Source organism: Lentzea nigeriaca (genome assembly GCF_016907955.1).
GTDB lineage: Bacteria > Actinomycetota > Actinomycetes > Mycobacteriales > Pseudonocardiaceae > Lentzea > Lentzea nigeriaca.
Genome location: NZ_JAFBCX010000010.1, coordinates 205,728 through 219,775, shown reverse-complemented (window position 1 = coordinate 219,775; position 14,048 = coordinate 205,728). Strand labels below are relative to the sequence as shown.

Sequence of the window (14,048 nt, the reverse complement as noted above, 5' to 3'; positions counted from 1 at the left end):
CCGCCCGGCCCCTCACCGCTACTTCTTGTAGGGCGCGAAGGTCTCCGGGTCCTCGGTGGGCGCGCCCATGATCGGGTGCACCTCGATCGGCGCGTTGAGGATCTTCCCGCCGGGCCCGGGACACGCCGAGGCCCGCCGGGCGATCTCCACGACCCGTTCGTGGCTGTCCACGTCCACCACCCAGTACCCGGCGATGACCTCCTTGGACTCCGCGAACGGCCCGTCGACCACGATCGGTTTGCCGTCGTCGCCGCCGCGCACCACGAACGCCCGCGCCGGCCCGCTCAGGCCCTCCGCCTGCAGCAGTTCGCCGTTGGCCTGCAGCTCTTCGTTCAGCGCGCGCATGTAGTCGACCATGCGGTGCATGTCCTCGTCCGACCAGGCGGCGACGCCTTCCCAGTCCTCCTGGTTGCCGCCGAAGGTCACCAGCATGTACTTCACTGCTTCCACTCCCCATCGGTCGCGCGGGCCTTGATCTCCTGCACGGCCCAGCTGTTGCCGTCCGGGTCGTCGAAGAAGATGAACGACCCTCCGTCTTTTTCGCTCATGCGCACGATCTCGCCCACCTCGACGCCGCGCTCGACCAGTTGCGCGCGCGCTTTCTCCAGGTCGGAGACGACGAGTTGCACGCCCTTCAGCGAACCCGGTTCGCCCTTGACGATGCCCTTGCCGATCACGATCGAGCAGGCGGAGCCGGGTGGGGTGAGCTGCATGATGCGGGTGTTCTCGTCGAACGTCGTGTCGTGGTCGACGGTGAAGCCGAGCTGTTCTGCGTAGAAGTGCTTCGCGCGGTCCAGGTCGGCTACCGGGACCACGACGACTTCCAGGGTCCAGTCCATGTCCGAAGTTCCTCTCAGGGGGCCTACAGCGAGCCGTCGAAGTGCTCAGACACTTTTCGACACGGGGTCTCGGCCCACATACCCGAGCAGCCGGTCCTGCGGCGGAGCGTCCTCGGGCACGACGACCTCGGGGCCGTAGACCTCGATGCCGGGGCCGAACGCTCCCGGTGTGCGGTACCGCCGCATCAGCTCGGCGGGCACCGCGGTGGCCGACGCCCAGAGCCGTTCCACGTCGGCCACCGGGATCGTCTCGTCCTGGCCGGTGGCGCGGGCGAGGTCCCAGCCGTGCAGCACGAGGTCGTCGCTCACCACCCGGTCGATGTGGTCCTCCAGCGTCATCGGACCGCCGGGAGTGGGGACCTCGCTCCGAGCACGCTCCGACGTCAGCGCCTCCCGCACCTGGCGCCGGGCCTCGCGGAAGTCCGTCAGCGGGTCATCGGTCCGTGGCATCGCGAGGCCGAGCATCACGCCGTGCATGTCGATGACGTGGTCCACCACCCCACGCGCGGTCCACTTCGCGCACGGCGACGGGTTGTCCCACTGGTCCGCGCGGACGGACGCGACCTTCGCCTCGAACGCGTCGGCCCGCGCGCGATATCTCGCCAGAATCGAAGTTCCAGGGATCATGGCCCTCACTCCTCCACGGCGCCGCCGATCTTGCGCAGATGCTCACGGAACGTGAGTCCGCTCGCCAGGTAGTCGGCGAACTGGAGCTGGCTGCGCAGGGACTCACCTTGCCTGACCCGGTCGGCCTGCGCTCGTTCGACGTCGCGGATGCTCGCGGCCTTGGTGAGCACCGCGTCCACTTCGGAGCCGGGCACGAACAGCACGCCGTCGTCGTCGCCGAACACCACGTCGTCGGAGGTGACGGTCCACGGGCCGACTTCCGCCGTCGAGAGAGCCTCGGGTGCGCGGTCGCGCAGGCTCAGCGGGCCGGTCGGGTTGGCGCCGAGGCTGAACACCGGCAACCCGATCGCGCGGATGTCCGCGGTGTCGCGGTGCAGGCCCCAGATCACCACCCCCGCGAGGCCCGCGGCCTGGGCTTCGAGCACGATCAGGTCGCCGACGCACGCCTCGTCGGTGCGGCCGTCGTTGTCGACGACCAGCACGTCGCCGGGATGGGCGCGGTCGATGGCCTCCAGGAAGACGTCGACGCTGCCCGCGTGGCGGGCGGGCAGGACGCGGCCGGACGTCCTGGTGCCGGGGATGACCGGCGGCAGGGTGGCCGTGCGGACCGGGATGTTCGCCCGGATGCAGGCGTCGGCCAGGTGTGCGGTGGTGAGATCCAAGTCAGCGAGATCCATGCCGCACAGTCTTACGCCGCCACGCGCTCCTGAGCCGGATCCGGCCGCAACACGCCAGCCGAGAACGCCGCGACCACGCAGATCGCCACCGGCAGCAGGAACGCGATGTTGAGCGGCACGACGTGCGTCAGCCAGCCGATCACGGCGGGCCCGGCCAGCACACCGAGGTAACCGAGCCCGGCGACGCGGGACACGTTCGCCGCGGCCGCGCCGGCTTCGGCGTGCCCGGCCGCGCTGAACAGCTGTGGCACCGTGCCCGACAACCCCGCGCCCGCGACCGCCCAGCCGACCAGGGCCAGCCAGATCCACGGCGACAGCGCCGCCGTCGCGATGCCCAGCGCCCCGATCGCCGCACCCCAGCGCAGCACCGCCACCGGCCCGGCCTTCGCGGCGATGCGGTCCGCGAGCAGCCGCCCTGTGGTCATGGTCGTCGCGAACGCGCCGTAGGCCAGCGCCGCGATCTGCGGTGAGGCGCCGAGGACGTCCTGCAGGTGCAGCACGCTCCAGTCGTTGGCCGAGCCCTCGCTCAGCATCACGAACCCGGCCAGCACCGCCATGATCCAGATCCGGCGCGGAGCCCTGCGCTTGCCGGTGGGCTGGACGTGGTGCTCCTCCCTCCCGTCGAGCAGTGCCCTCGCGGTCACGAGGCTGACGACGACGCCGAGCGCTGCTGCCGCGCCGAGCGTGGCGGCGGGGGAGAGCTCCCAGCCGAGTGTGCGCGCACCGGTCAGCGCCGCCGCTACACCACCGAGTGACCACGTCGCGTGGAACGCCGACATCACCGGCCGCTTGTAGTGCTGTTCCACCACCACGGCGTGCGCGTTCATGCTGACGTCCATCAGCCCTTGGCCGATGCCGAAGATGAGCAGCGCCGCACCGAGCGTCCACTGGTTGACGGCCAGCCCCGGCAGCGAGACGGTCAGGCTGCACGCCACACCCGTGATCGGCACGACCAGCTTCGTGCCCGCCCGGTCGGTGATCTTGCCGCCGATGCGCATTCCCACGAACGCGCCCAGCCCGAGCAAGAGCAGCAACCGCCCGAGTTCGGCGTGGTCGATGCCGATGCGCTGCTCGACCGTCGGGATGTGCACGAGCCACAGCCCGAGCAGGAACCCGTTGAGCGCGAAGTACGTGAAGGTGGCCACCCGCGCGGCCTTGAGAGCGTTCACTTGCCCCACGCTAACGAACGATCCGCGTGTTCGAAAGTTTGAGTTTCGAACATCGTTGATGTTCAATCACGACCGTGTCCCGTTTGAAGCAGATCACCGAGGCCGTCCGCGACGCCGGCTCCCTCGGCGTGGCCGACCTGGCCGCGCTGACCGGCGCGTCGGAGATGACCATCCGCCGCGACCTGGAGGTCCTCGCCGCCCAGGGCGTGCTGGAACGCTTCCGCGGCGGCGCCCGCAGCCTCCTGCTGCGCGGCTCCGAGCCGCCGTTCGCGCTGCGCTCCGACGAGAACCCGGACGCCAAGCGCCGCATCGCCGCCGCCGTGGCGGGCCTGATCGCCGACGGCGAGTCGGTCGTGCTGGACAGCGGCACCACGTGCCTCGAGGTCGCCCGGCTGCTGCACGACCGCCGCCTGACCGTCATGCCGTTGTCCCTGCACGCGGTGAACGCGTTGTCCTCCAGCGCTTCCCTCACGCTGCTCGTGCCCGGCGGCCGTCCGCGCCCCGGCGAACTCGCCCTGACCGGGCCGTTGACGCTGGCCTCGATCTCCGCGCTGCGCTTCGACACCGCGGTGATCGGCTGCTGTGGCCTGTCCGCCGCGCAGGGACTCACCGCGTTCGACCTGGAGGACGCCGCGGTGAAACGCGCCGCCATCGCCTCGGCCCGGCGCGTGATCGCCGCCGTCGACGCGTCGAAACTCACCCGCACGGCGCTGGCGTTCGTCGCGCCCGCGTCCTCTCTGGACGCAGTGGTGACCGACGCCGACGGCGACGAAGGCCTTGCGGCGGCCGGGGTTGCGGTGGTGACGGCATGATCGTGTTGTTCGACATGTTCGGTGTGATCGCGCGCGATCAGTCGCCGGAGGTCATGGCGTCGATGAGCACATCGCCGGAGTTCTGGGACGCCTACTGGGCCCACCGCCCCGCCTACGACCGCGGCGACGTGACGGCCGAGGAGTACTGGGCGCGCGTGGGCCACCCGCCGCTCGTCGAGCTCGACGTGCAGAGCTGGAGCCGCGTCGACGACGAGATGGTCGCCCTGCTCGGCGAACTGCACGCGGCCGGACGCCGGATCGCCTTGCTGTCCAACATTCCCGAGGACCACGCGCGCAACTTCGAGCGCACCCACGAGTGGCTGGACCTGTTCGAGGTGCGCGGATTCTCGTGCCGGATCGGGCACGCGAAGCCGGAGCTCGAAGCGTTCGAGTGGTGCCGGGAACAGTTGGGCGGCGGCGACATCCTGTTCGTCGACGACAAGCTGGAGAACGTGAGGGCCGCCGAACGCGCGGGCATGCGCGGCCACCATTTCACGGGGATCGACGGCCTGCGCGCTCGTCTATGACCGCGGCTCTCGCCGTCAGAGCGTGACCACTGCTGCAGATCGTGGGCAACTGTGCGGTCACCTTGATCACCTGACAGGGCTCGCGGAGGTAGCGTTCGCAATCGAACAAGTTCCCGAGTCTCTGGGGGAGACATGAAGTTCGCGAAGATGGTGTCCGCTGCCGCGATCACGCTTGCCGGGCTCGCGGCACTCGGCTCGACGGCGTCCGCGGCAGGCAACGACGACATGTCCGTCTTGGTGTGGCGCGTGATCGACGGCCCGTACCCCGGCAACGAGGAAGGCCGGCAGGACTGCTGGAGGGATGCTGCCCAGTACCAGTTGGCGCACGGCTGGAAGACCGGCTGCCTGCTGGACGCCGACAGCAACCAGTACTTCCTCTGGGCGGACCTGTGAGGATGTGATCCGCGGAGGTGGCCGGTCGACCGGCCACCTCCGCTCCATTTAGGACACGAGCGAGGACCAGTAGAACCAGAACGCCTGCAGCACACCGGCCCCGATCACCAGGTACCACAGGATCAGCACGACGCTGTGGTACTGGAACGCCGGCCGGATGTTGCGCAGCGTCGTGTACCAGAAGACCGGGATCGTCACCGCCCACACGACCATGCAGTACGGGCACAGCGCCCCGATCTCGTACAGGCTCTGGTAGATCAGCCAGTGCACGAACAGCACCCCGAACGTGGCGCCGACCTGCAGCCCGATCCACACCCACGACGGCAACGAGACGCCCGCGAGCAGCAGCACACCCACCGTCGTCACGACCGCGAACCCCGCGATGCCGAGCAACGGGTTCGGAAACCCGAACAGCTCCGCCTGCGGCGTCTTCATGATCGAGCCGCAGCTCAGCACCGGGTTGATGCTGCACGTCGGCACGTAGAACGGGTCCTTGAGCAGCGCGATCTTCTCGATCGTGAGCACGAACGAGGCGACCAGGCCGACGAACCCGCCGACCGCGAGCACCCAGGCGACGATCCGGTTCACTTCGCGAGCTCCCGGTCGATCGCCGCCTTCAGCGAGTCGTAGGCGGGCGTGCCGGTGAACTTGCTGCCGTTGATGAAGAACGTCGGCGTGCCCTTCACCCCGAGCTTGCTGCCCTCCGCCCGCTCTGCCAGCACCCGCTCGCGCACCGCCTGGTCGTCCAGCGACTTCTCGAACGCCGCCGTGTCGAGCCCGAGCCGCTGCGCGAAGCCGACGAACGTCGCGCGCTGCGAGGCCTGCTGCTCGCCCCACTCCGGCTGCGTCTCGAACACCAGCTTGGCCATCTCGTCGCGCTTGCCCTGCGCCGCGGCCGCCTCGACCGAGACGGCGGCGAGCTCGCCGTGGCGGTGGCCGGGAATGGGGAAGTGCTTGGTGCTGAACGAGACGCGGTCGCCGTACTCGGTCTTGAGCTTCTCGACGTCGAACGAGACGGCGCGGCAGTACGGGCACTGGAAGTCGAGGTACTCGACGACGGACACCGTGCCGTCACCGGACTGCGGTGCCGCGGTCGTGTTGTTGTTGCGGCCGAACAGGAAGAAGCCGGCGATCACCACCGCTGCGACGGCGATGACGATCAGGGACAGACGAGCGTTCTTGGACATGACGAAGAAACCTCCACGAAGGCGGGAAAAGACGGGCTGAAGACCGGGATCGGTCTAGGTGCGCAGCACGCAGAGCTGCGCCAGCCGCACTTCCAGCCGACGTGAAGGACGTGACCACACGGGTGGTGGCACCAGGCGCACCGGCACCGAACCGGACCGCCGCAGCACGGCGAACCCGACCAGCACCGCGAGCGCCACCACAAGGCACGCGCCCGCGACGAGGATGCCCTCGAGCAACCCGATGTCACCGGCCTGATCGGAGTGCGCGACCGCCTGGGTGCTCGACGTGGGGCATTGCGCGGTCCAGGCGAACTCCGTCTCGCACGGGGTGCCCTGCATCATCGCCACCCCGGCCACCAGCGCCAGCACGGCGAGGACCCGCGCGAGGTACGCGCGGGTTCGCGAGCTGCGGGTGCCGGGCACGTCATCCAGAGTAGCGATCCGCCGCCTACGCTTGATCGGATGGGGGAGAAACTGCACGAATCAGACCGGCTGGTCCTCGCCGGGCAGCCCGTCCCGGCCGACCTCATGCCGCACGACCGTCTCGCCGGCGGCGAGACGCCGAAAATCGTCCGAGCCGTCCTTCCCCTGTCGGACGAACAGCGGGCAGAGGTCCGGGCGTTCGCGGACTCACTGCCGCGACAACAACGCATGAAACCCGCCGAGATGCCGCTGTCCTTCGACCATTTCGTGCGCAGCGAAGGGCCGGGCGCCCTGGTCATGCGGTTGCTCTCCAACAGGAACATGGACCAGAGTGCGGTCGCCCGCGCAGTCGCGGAGATCACGCGAGGCGGGCGCTACTGGGCGGCCTCGACCTACGCCATCGTGGGCACCGGTCGCAAGGAGCTCACCCCTGACTTGCTCGGTGACCTGGCGCCACTGCTGGACATCCCCGCCGACGTGCTCGGGACGCTGACCGGAGTCACCCCGGAAGGCATCGCGGTGCCCGGTCTCGGCGAGATCATCTGGGCCGTCCGGCGACTCACCCGCGCACAGGCGGAAGAAGTCCGCGGGACCGCCGAAGCGATGTCCGGATCCCGCTGACGGCGCAGGCCCCTGAATGCCACCTTGTGGTGGCGCCAGGATCCTGCGCAAAACGGACATCGGCCCAGGTCTGCACGATGACGCTGCCCCTCGCTATCCCAGCTGGTCGCGGCGACGGGTCAGATAGGCGACCTCGGCGCTGTTGCCCGCCAGTTCGATCGCCTTGTCGTAGGCCTCACGCGACTGCTGACTCCTGCCCAGCCGGCGCAGCAGATCGGCACGGGTGACGTGGTACGCGTGGTAGCCGGCCAACGCGCCGTCCAGCCGGTCGACGGCCGCGAGCGCGACCTCCGGCCCGTCGAGCTCGGCGACCGCGATGGCCCGGTTGAGCGCCACGATCGGCGAGGCGTCGAGCCGGACGAGCTGGTCGTAGAGCGCGACGACCTGGGACCAGTCGGTGTCGCGGATGTCGCGGGCGGAGGTGTGCACGGCGTTGATCGCGGCGAGGACCTGGTAGCGGCCGGGAGGCTGCCCGGTGGCGAGGCGCTCGCGCACCAGCCGGTGTCCCTCGGCGATCAACGCCGTGTCCCAGGCCCCGCGGTCCTGCTCGTCGAGGGCGACCAGCTCGCCACCCGCCGAGACACGGGCGGGGCGGCGGGCTTCGATGAGCAGCATCAACGCCAGCAGCCCGGCCACCTCACCGTTGTCCGGCAGCAGCGCGCGGATCAGGCGGGTGAGCCGGATCGCCTCGGTCGTCAGATCCTGCCGCACGGGATCGGTGTCGGGCCCGGTGGCCAGGTAGCCCTCGTTGAACACCAGGTACAGCACCGTGAGAACGCCGGTGACGCGGGACGGGAGGTCTTCGGCCGACGGCACGCGGTACGGGATACGAGCGGCCTTGATCTTGGCTTTCGCGCGGGTGATCCGTTGCCCCACGGCACTTTCGGCCACCAGGAAGGCGCGGGCGATCTCGGGCACGGTCAGACCGCCGACCATCCGCAACGTCAGCGCCACGCGGGCCTCCACCGCCAGCGCCGGGTGACAGCAGGTGAAGATCAGCCGGAGCCGGTCGTCGTCGATGGCGCCCAGGGGCTCAGGCGGATCGTCGTGATGCATGGACTGAGCCTCCTTCTGCTTGTCGTCGCGCTTGTTCTCGCGCCGGATCCGGTCGATGGCCCTGCGGTTGGCGGTGGTGGTCAGCCAGGCGCCGGGGTTGGGCGGCACGCCGTCGACAGGCCACCGCTCGACGGCCGTCGCGAACGCCTCCGCCGCCGCCTCCTCCGCGAGGTCGAGGTCACCGAAACGCTTCGTCAGCGCGGCCACCACCCGTGCCCACTCCTTCCGGTGGGCACGGGTGACCGCCTCTTCCGCGTCGTTCACAGGAACGGCCGCACCTCGATCTTGCGGTCACAGACCTTGGACGCCTCGCTCGCGAGCTTCAGCGCCACGTCCAGATCGGGGACCTCCCACACCCACACGCCGGCGAGGTACTCCTTCGACTCCGTGAAGGGCCCGTCGCTGAACACCGCCTGCTCGCCCCGGTTGTCGACGACCGTGGCCGTGTCGGTGTCGGCGAGCCCGCCCGCGAACACCCAGTAGCCCTCGGCCATCAGCCGTTCGTTGAACTCGCTGATCGCAGGCCGCCGGTCCGCGCTGCCGGGGTTTTCCCTGTCGCCGATGACAGACACCAGATACCGCATCGGAAGATCCTCTCCTGTGCTGTCAGGACGTCGGGTACTGCGGGCGCCCGGCAGGCCGGAAGACCTGGATCGTCACGCCCTTCGAGTCGACCTGCGACTCGACCAGGTCGAGCGCGAGGTCCGGCCCGGTCTCGGGGAACAGCCGCGCGCCCTGCCCGACGATCACCGGGATGGTGACCAGGCACATCTCGTCGACCAGGTCGTGCTCGAGCAGCCACCGGACCAGCGTGCCGCTGCCGTGCACCTGCACCTCACCGCCCGGCTTGGCCTTCAGCTCCGCGATGGCGGCCACATCGTCCAGCACGGTCGTGCCCGGCCACACCGGATCGGAGATCTTCGCCGATGCCACGTACCTGGGCCGCTCGTTCAACGCCCGCAGCACGCGCTCCCAGCCGGGGACGTCCTGTTCCGTCAAAGACCCCCACGAAGCCTGGAACAGCTCATAGGTCCGCCTGCCGAACAGGAACGCGTCCGCGCGCTGATACGTCCGGTTGATGTACTCGCGGGTCTGCTCGTCGCCCCTGCCCAGAGCCCAGCCGCCGCGCTCGAACCCGTTCCTGCGGTCTTCGTCCGACGCGCCGCCGTTGCCCTGCACGACTCCGTCGATGGTCACCTGCGTCATGGTCGTCAGCTTCATGACACTGCTACGAACACCACGGCCCCGATCCGACAGCCGCTCTCGAAGTTTCTGGGAAAACTTTGGAAGACCGCCAAACAGCATGCTTTCAGGTTGATCTGCGGCGGATGGGTGGAGCCAAACGGACGCGCGGTTCTACCGTCCCCTGCATGCCTTTGCGGAGATCAACGGTGCGCGGCCGCGAGTTCGGCGACGCGATACGGGCGCTGCTGCGGGCGGCTGGCTTGACCAACCGCGCCGCGGCCGAGTTGCTGGGCTGGCAGGAGGCCAAGGTCTCCGAACTCATCAACGGCAAGGAGGGTGTGACCGACCTGGAGCTCGCTCAGCTCCTCGGTCTGCTGCGCACGCCGCCCGATGAGTTCGCACACCTCATGGCATTGCACCACGACGCCCACATCAGGGACTGGTTGCAGCCCAGCGGTTCCGGCATGACGGAGCGGGTTCGCACGTTGCGAGAGCACGAAAGGATCGCATCGGACATCGCCGGTTGGTCGATGAACGTCGTGCACGGCTTGGTGCAGGTCCCCGACTACACCTGGCACCTCGCCCTCGCCAAGCCGCTACCCGAGCCCGAGGCACGGGCATTGGTCGAAAACAGGGTCGTGCGCCAGACCGCCGTTCTCGACGGAAGCCGAAAAGTCACCATCTACATGCACGAGCAGGCGCTTCGGCTGCCGGTCGGAAACCCGAGCGTCATGGCGGAGCAACTGCACCACCTGCTACGCCTGTCTGTTCGGCCCTATCTCACGATTCGCCTGATCGCCACCGCGTACGGACCACATGCCGGGCTGGCGGGAGACTTCGATCGCCTCGAGTTCAAGAAGATTCCGGCCATCGTCTACGTCGAAAGCGAGGGCGCTAACGTCTTCCTCGAAGATCAGACTTCTGTTGACCGCTACGACACCGTGCTGAAGTCACTCGATCGGACGGCGTTGGACGAGGTCCAGACGAGGAAGCTGATCACCGACATCATCGGTGAGGAGACGCGTGATGACCAGGTGGCGCAAGAGCAGCTACAGCGCTAGTGACGGCAACTGCGTCGAAGTGGGCCGAGGCGTCGGCATCCGGGACAGCAAGGCCCCGTCGGTCGAGCTTCCGCTCACGGCCGCCCAGTGGACGCTTCTGCTGCGTCTGGTCAGGTCCTGACGTAGAGCGTCGAACCCGATCCCCCCGACAGCGGCGGTCGGGTTGGTCTCGCAGTAGAGGTCCTTGGCGACGGCGCTGCCGACGCGGATCTCCTTGGGTAGCAGGGTAAACGACGGTCGGCGTGCTGTGCGCTGATGTCTCCGGCGGGCGGCCGCGGTCGGTGCGATGCGATGCGCAACCGTGCGGCGGTGTCGCCGAAGACGACGGCGGCCATTTCGCCGCTTCCGCTTAAGTTCGTGGCGACGACCCGGGTTCCCGACCCGACCCGCCGATCACCGTGCGGCAGGATGGCCGAGTGGAGCCGGACGAGGTGCGCAACGAGCTGTACGCCGATCAGGTGAGCGGTCAGGTCGTCCAGACCGGGCACATCCACGGCGACGTGCACCTGCACGCTCCCGGCGCCACCCCGCTCGACCTCGCCGCTCAGCAGCTCGCGACCGCGGTGCGCCGGCAGTGGACGACGGAGGCGGAGAACCGGGCGTTGCGGCAGCCGGCGCCGCTGCGGCTGCGGTTCTGGAGCACGAGTGGCAGCAGGCAGGAACCCGTCCGGGGCGACGTGCGTGAGATCGCCTCGACGTTCCGCGGCCTGGCACGTCGTCAGCTCGTCGTGCTCGGTGAGCCCGGCGCGGGCAAGACGGTCGCGGCGCTGCTGCTGACGCTGGACCTGCTGGAGAACCCGTGCCGCGGCGAGCCGGTGCCGATCCTGCTGGCCGCGGCATCGTGGGATCCCACTGCGGAGCACTTCGACGCCTGGGCGATCCGGCGGCTCGGCGAGGACTACCCGGCGCTGGGGCGGGACGTCGCCGCGCGGCTGGTTGCGGATGGCCGGGTGATGGTCGTCGCGGACGGGCTGGACGAACTTCCCGTGCACCTGCACGTGGCCGCGCTGGACGGCGTGAACAGGGCTTCCGGCACCCGTCCTGTCGTGGTGACGTGCCGCAGCGGCGAGTACCACGCGGCGGTGGCGCGCTCCGGGACGTTCCTCAGCGGTGCGGCGGTGGTGCAACTCGCGCCGGTGAGCGCGGACGCCGTTGCCGCGCACGTTGGCGAAACGCGGCTCGACGCGAGGTGGCGGCCGGTCACCGACGTGCTGGTCGCGGAGCCGTTCGACGATGTCGCCGAGGTGTTGTCGAGTCCGCTGATGGTCCACCTCGCCCGCACCGCCTACGCGTCACCGCGGAGCGAACCTCGTGAGCTGCTGGCGTTTTCGACGGGGGAGGAGGTCGAGCGTCATCTGCTGAACGCGTACGTACCGACCGTCTACGGGCCACGGGTCGAAGTCGTCGACACGTATCTGCCGCAGCACCGGCCCTCCAGGTGGCAGGCCGAGGACGTGGTGCGCTGGCTGACGTTCCTCGCGAGGTGGCCGGGCCACGAGTTCGCGTGGTGGCACCTGACGCTGGCCACACCGCGCTGGGTCACCGGCGCGGCGGTGAGCCTCGCGGTGCTGGCGATCGGACAGCGGAGTCTCGGCCCGGCGCTGGTGGTCGCGGTGGTCAGCTTCGTCGCGATCACCTCGCGCGCCCGGCCGGTCGTGCCCACGCGGCCGACCGTGACCCGGTTGAGCCCGCACCACCTGGCCCGCCTGATCACGTGGATCGCGGCGGTCGCGGTCGCGGCAGGTGGCGTTTTCGCGACCGACCTTCTCCGGCAACCTGCGTTGTCCGCGTTCGGGTACCTGGCTGCGGTGTGCGCCGGGGGCCTGACGTGGATCGGGGGCATGGCGGTCGCGGAGAGGTTCCGTCCGCGTGACGTCACGCTGCTCGACGGCAGGATCCTGCTGCGCCAGGACCGCGGACTGTGCGTGCTGTGGCTCGGTCTCGCGGCAGCGGGTTACTTCGCCGGGTCGTTCGTGGTCGTGGTCGGGTGCGTCGCCGCCGCGGGACGCACGGCGTGGATGTCGTACGTGACAGCCAGGACGTGGCTGGCGCTGAAGGGCGACGTCCCGTGGCGGCTCATGACGTTCCTCGACGACGCACGTCGGCGTGGTGTCCTGCGGGCGAACGGGCCTGCCTACCAGTTCCGGCACGTCCGCCTGCGGGAGCACCTGCGCCTGATCAAGTCCTGAGGCTATTCGAACGGCTCGGTCGGCGCCGCTCGCAGCGTCGCGTCGATGCCGCGCCAGAACTCGCGGAAGTCCTCTGGAGCGCCCTGGTCGTTCATGCAGATGTCGCCGATGCGCAGCAGCAGATCCCATTGCTCCGGCGTGAGGACCAGGAAGAACTCCCGCAGGTCGTGGCCGCCGAGCGCGGGCAGGGAGGTGGAGCGCCGGGCGGCGAGTTCGTTGCAGATCAGCTTGAGGTCGAGGACGTTCGCGCGGTGGCGTTCGTTGCGCCCGAGGTCCTCGATGAGCTGGACCAGCAGCGCGTGCCACTGGTCGTAGTCCTCGATCGTCAGCTCGACGTGGTAGACGAACTCCTGCCTGCTGATCTTGCCTTCGAGCTTGCGCTGCCACCAGACAGGGGCGAACTCGTTGGCGGGCAGCAGCGGATCCGCGGCGATCCGCGCGGCGACGCGGCGCAGGTTGCCGTCGCCGATGCCCTCCTGGTACTCGAACGCCACCGCGGGCAGCGTGATCTTGGTGGGGTGCAGGGCGCTGAAGTGCTGGAGGAGCAGTATCTGCTCGTCTTGGGACAGCGTGCCCCATTCGCCGTACGGGCCGCCGCACGCCTCGGCGAGCGCGCCCAGGCAGAACGCGGTGGCCAGGGCCTCGTTGCCCTCCCACTCGTCCTGGATCCACTGGACGAACGCGGGATGTGCGATGCTCATGGGTTTCCTTCCGGCCAGGGCACCGAGGCCCAGCGACAACCTCTTCCGCAGACCGTCGTATCGCTCCCGCGCGACCCCGAAACCCCGGTTGGCGGCCTTCTCGTACCAGCTGAGGGCTTGCGTTGCGTTGCCGTGCTCTTCTTCCTCGATCCGGCCGAGGTGCAGGGCGCCGAAGCCGCTGCCGTGTTGCGCGGACCGCCGGTACCAGCGTTCGGCCGCCTCCACCTGCGCCGGGGTCGGCCGATCCGCGAGCTCGCCTGCCAGCTGGGCACGCGTTCGGCCCTCCGCGATGAGTCCCAGCTTGGCCATGGCGTCCGCGTGCCCGGACGCCGCGGCGAGCTTCAGCAGGTGTTCGATCTCGGGGAGGTCGGCGGGGCCGACCGCGTCCCATTCCAGTCGGCGGGCCTTCTCGTAGGCCTCCTCGGCGGCGTCAGGATCGAGCCGCACGTCCGGAAGGTCGTGAGGTTCGGGTGGTGGCGGCGCACCGGGCGAGGGGAGCTCGAAGCGTATTTCGCCGGTCTGGATGACGATGCCGGAGATCTCGCTCGACCATTCCATTCCGCCCCTCCCCGAGATTGATC

At 69.5% G+C, this 14,048-nt stretch carries 19 protein-coding genes; 7 read left to right on the top strand and 12 right to left on the bottom strand.

The window, feature by feature from the left end:
* Positions 1 to 18: 18 nt before the first annotated feature.
* The 5 genes from JOD27_RS31075 to JOD27_RS31055 are packed head-to-tail and all read right to left on the bottom strand — an operon-like array spanning position 19 to position 3,312.
* Positions 19 to 432 carry a YciI family protein gene (locus JOD27_RS31075; protein ID WP_204765943.1) on the bottom strand — a complete coding sequence of 138 codons (414 nt, stop codon included), beginning with the start codon at positions 430 to 432 and terminating at the stop codon, positions 19 to 21.
* Between the two features lie 5 nt (positions 433 to 437).
* Positions 438 to 839, bottom strand: a complete 402-nt coding sequence (locus tag JOD27_RS31070; RefSeq protein WP_204765848.1) for a VOC family protein — start codon at positions 837 to 839, stop codon at positions 438 to 440.
* A gap of 45 nt (positions 840 to 884) precedes the next feature.
* On the bottom strand, positions 885 to 1,466 hold the full coding sequence (locus JOD27_RS31065; protein WP_204765847.1) for a TIGR03086 family metal-binding protein: 582 nt from the start codon (positions 1,464 to 1,466) through the stop codon (positions 885 to 887).
* A 5-nt stretch (positions 1,467 to 1,471) separates the two neighbouring features.
* Positions 1,472 to 2,143, bottom strand: a complete 672-nt coding sequence (locus JOD27_RS31060) for an RraA family protein (protein WP_204765846.1) — start codon at positions 2,141 to 2,143, stop codon at positions 1,472 to 1,474.
* An 11-nt stretch (positions 2,144 to 2,154) separates the two neighbouring features.
* Positions 2,155 to 3,312 (bottom strand): MFS transporter, encoded by a 1,158-nt coding sequence (locus JOD27_RS31055; RefSeq protein ID WP_307830425.1) that lies wholly within the window; start codon positions 3,310 to 3,312, stop codon positions 2,155 to 2,157.
* Between the two features lie 74 nt (positions 3,313 to 3,386).
* Here JOD27_RS31055 and JOD27_RS31050 point away from each other — a divergent pair, with 74 nt between their 5' ends.
* The 3 genes from JOD27_RS31050 (at position 3,387) to JOD27_RS31040 (ending at position 5,044) form a co-directional block, all read left to right on the top strand.
* On the top strand, positions 3,387 to 4,124 hold the full coding sequence (locus JOD27_RS31050; RefSeq protein ID WP_307830424.1) for a DeoR/GlpR family DNA-binding transcription regulator: 738 nt from the start codon (positions 3,387 to 3,389) through the stop codon (positions 4,122 to 4,124).
* Positions 4,121 to 4,651 carry an HAD-IA family hydrolase gene (locus JOD27_RS31045; RefSeq protein ID WP_204765844.1) on the top strand — a complete coding sequence of 177 codons (531 nt, stop codon included), beginning with the start codon at positions 4,121 to 4,123 and terminating at the stop codon, positions 4,649 to 4,651. The genes JOD27_RS31050 and JOD27_RS31045 overlap by 4 nt, the downstream gene beginning before the upstream one ends.
* A 132-nt stretch (positions 4,652 to 4,783) precedes the next feature.
* Entirely contained in the window at positions 4,784 to 5,044 is a 261-nt protein-coding gene (locus tag JOD27_RS31040; protein WP_204765843.1) for a hypothetical protein, read from the top strand.
* A gap of 48 nt (positions 5,045 to 5,092) precedes the next feature.
* On the opposite strand, the gene JOD27_RS31035 is transcribed toward JOD27_RS31040, so the two are convergent.
* From JOD27_RS31035 to JOD27_RS31025, 3 genes are read right to left on the bottom strand one after another with little or no spacing between them, the layout of a single operon-like run.
* Entirely contained in the window at positions 5,093 to 5,632 is a 540-nt protein-coding gene (locus tag JOD27_RS31035; RefSeq protein WP_204765842.1) for a vitamin K epoxide reductase family protein, read from the bottom strand.
* The gene (locus JOD27_RS31030; RefSeq protein WP_204765841.1) at positions 5,629 to 6,231 is read right to left on the bottom strand and encodes a DsbA family protein; all 603 of its coding nucleotides are present in this window, start codon (positions 6,229 to 6,231) and stop codon (positions 5,629 to 5,631) included. The genes JOD27_RS31035 and JOD27_RS31030 overlap by 4 nt, the downstream gene beginning before the upstream one ends.
* 54 nt (positions 6,232 to 6,285) lie before the next feature.
* Entirely contained in the window at positions 6,286 to 6,654 is a 369-nt protein-coding gene (locus JOD27_RS31025) for a hypothetical protein (RefSeq protein ID WP_204765840.1), read from the bottom strand.
* Positions 6,655 to 6,693: 39 nt separating this feature from the next.
* Between JOD27_RS31025 and JOD27_RS31020 the strand changes: the two genes are divergently transcribed.
* A complete protein-coding gene (locus JOD27_RS31020; protein WP_204765839.1) occupies positions 6,694 to 7,275 on the top strand; it encodes a hypothetical protein in 582 nt (193 codons plus the stop codon).
* Between the two features lie 93 nt (positions 7,276 to 7,368).
* Here JOD27_RS31020 and JOD27_RS31015 read toward each other — a convergent pair whose 3' ends face one another.
* From JOD27_RS31015 to JOD27_RS31005, 3 genes are read right to left on the bottom strand one after another with little or no spacing between them, the layout of a single operon-like run.
* On the bottom strand, positions 7,369 to 8,595 hold the full coding sequence (locus tag JOD27_RS31015; protein WP_204765838.1) for an RNA polymerase sigma factor: 1,227 nt from the start codon (positions 8,593 to 8,595) through the stop codon (positions 7,369 to 7,371).
* Positions 8,592 to 8,915, bottom strand: a complete 324-nt coding sequence (locus JOD27_RS31010) for a YciI family protein (RefSeq protein WP_204765837.1) — start codon at positions 8,913 to 8,915, stop codon at positions 8,592 to 8,594. Before JOD27_RS31010 ends, JOD27_RS31015 begins: the two co-directional genes overlap by 4 nt.
* Positions 8,916 to 8,937: 22 nt before the next feature.
* The gene (locus JOD27_RS31005) at positions 8,938 to 9,552 is read right to left on the bottom strand and encodes a dihydrofolate reductase family protein (protein ID WP_204765836.1); all 615 of its coding nucleotides are present in this window, start codon (positions 9,550 to 9,552) and stop codon (positions 8,938 to 8,940) included.
* Between the two features lie 149 nt (positions 9,553 to 9,701).
* Between JOD27_RS31005 and JOD27_RS31000 the strand changes: the two genes are divergently transcribed.
* The 3 genes from JOD27_RS31000 to JOD27_RS30990 all read left to right on the top strand — a co-directional run bounded on the left by JOD27_RS31000 (position 9,702) and on the right by JOD27_RS30990 (position 12,766).
* Entirely contained in the window at positions 9,702 to 10,577 is an 876-nt protein-coding gene (locus tag JOD27_RS31000) for a Scr1 family TA system antitoxin-like transcriptional regulator (RefSeq protein ID WP_204765835.1), read from the top strand.
* Positions 10,543 to 10,698, top strand: coding sequence for a DUF397 domain-containing protein (locus JOD27_RS30995; RefSeq protein WP_204765834.1), 156 nt, complete (start codon positions 10,543 to 10,545; stop codon positions 10,696 to 10,698). The genes JOD27_RS31000 and JOD27_RS30995 overlap by 35 nt, the downstream gene beginning before the upstream one ends.
* Positions 10,699 to 10,993: 295 nt before the next feature.
* Positions 10,994 to 12,766, top strand: a complete 1,773-nt coding sequence (locus tag JOD27_RS30990; RefSeq protein ID WP_204765833.1) for a hypothetical protein — start codon at positions 10,994 to 10,996, stop codon at positions 12,764 to 12,766.
* A 2-nt stretch (positions 12,767 to 12,768) separates the two neighbouring features.
* Here the strand turns inward: JOD27_RS30990 and JOD27_RS30985 are convergent, their stop codons facing one another.
* Complete coding sequence (locus tag JOD27_RS30985; protein WP_204765832.1) at positions 12,769 to 14,025, bottom strand: tetratricopeptide repeat protein; 1,257 nt, start codon at positions 14,023 to 14,025, stop codon at positions 12,769 to 12,771.
* Positions 14,026 to 14,048 lie beyond the last annotated feature (23 nt).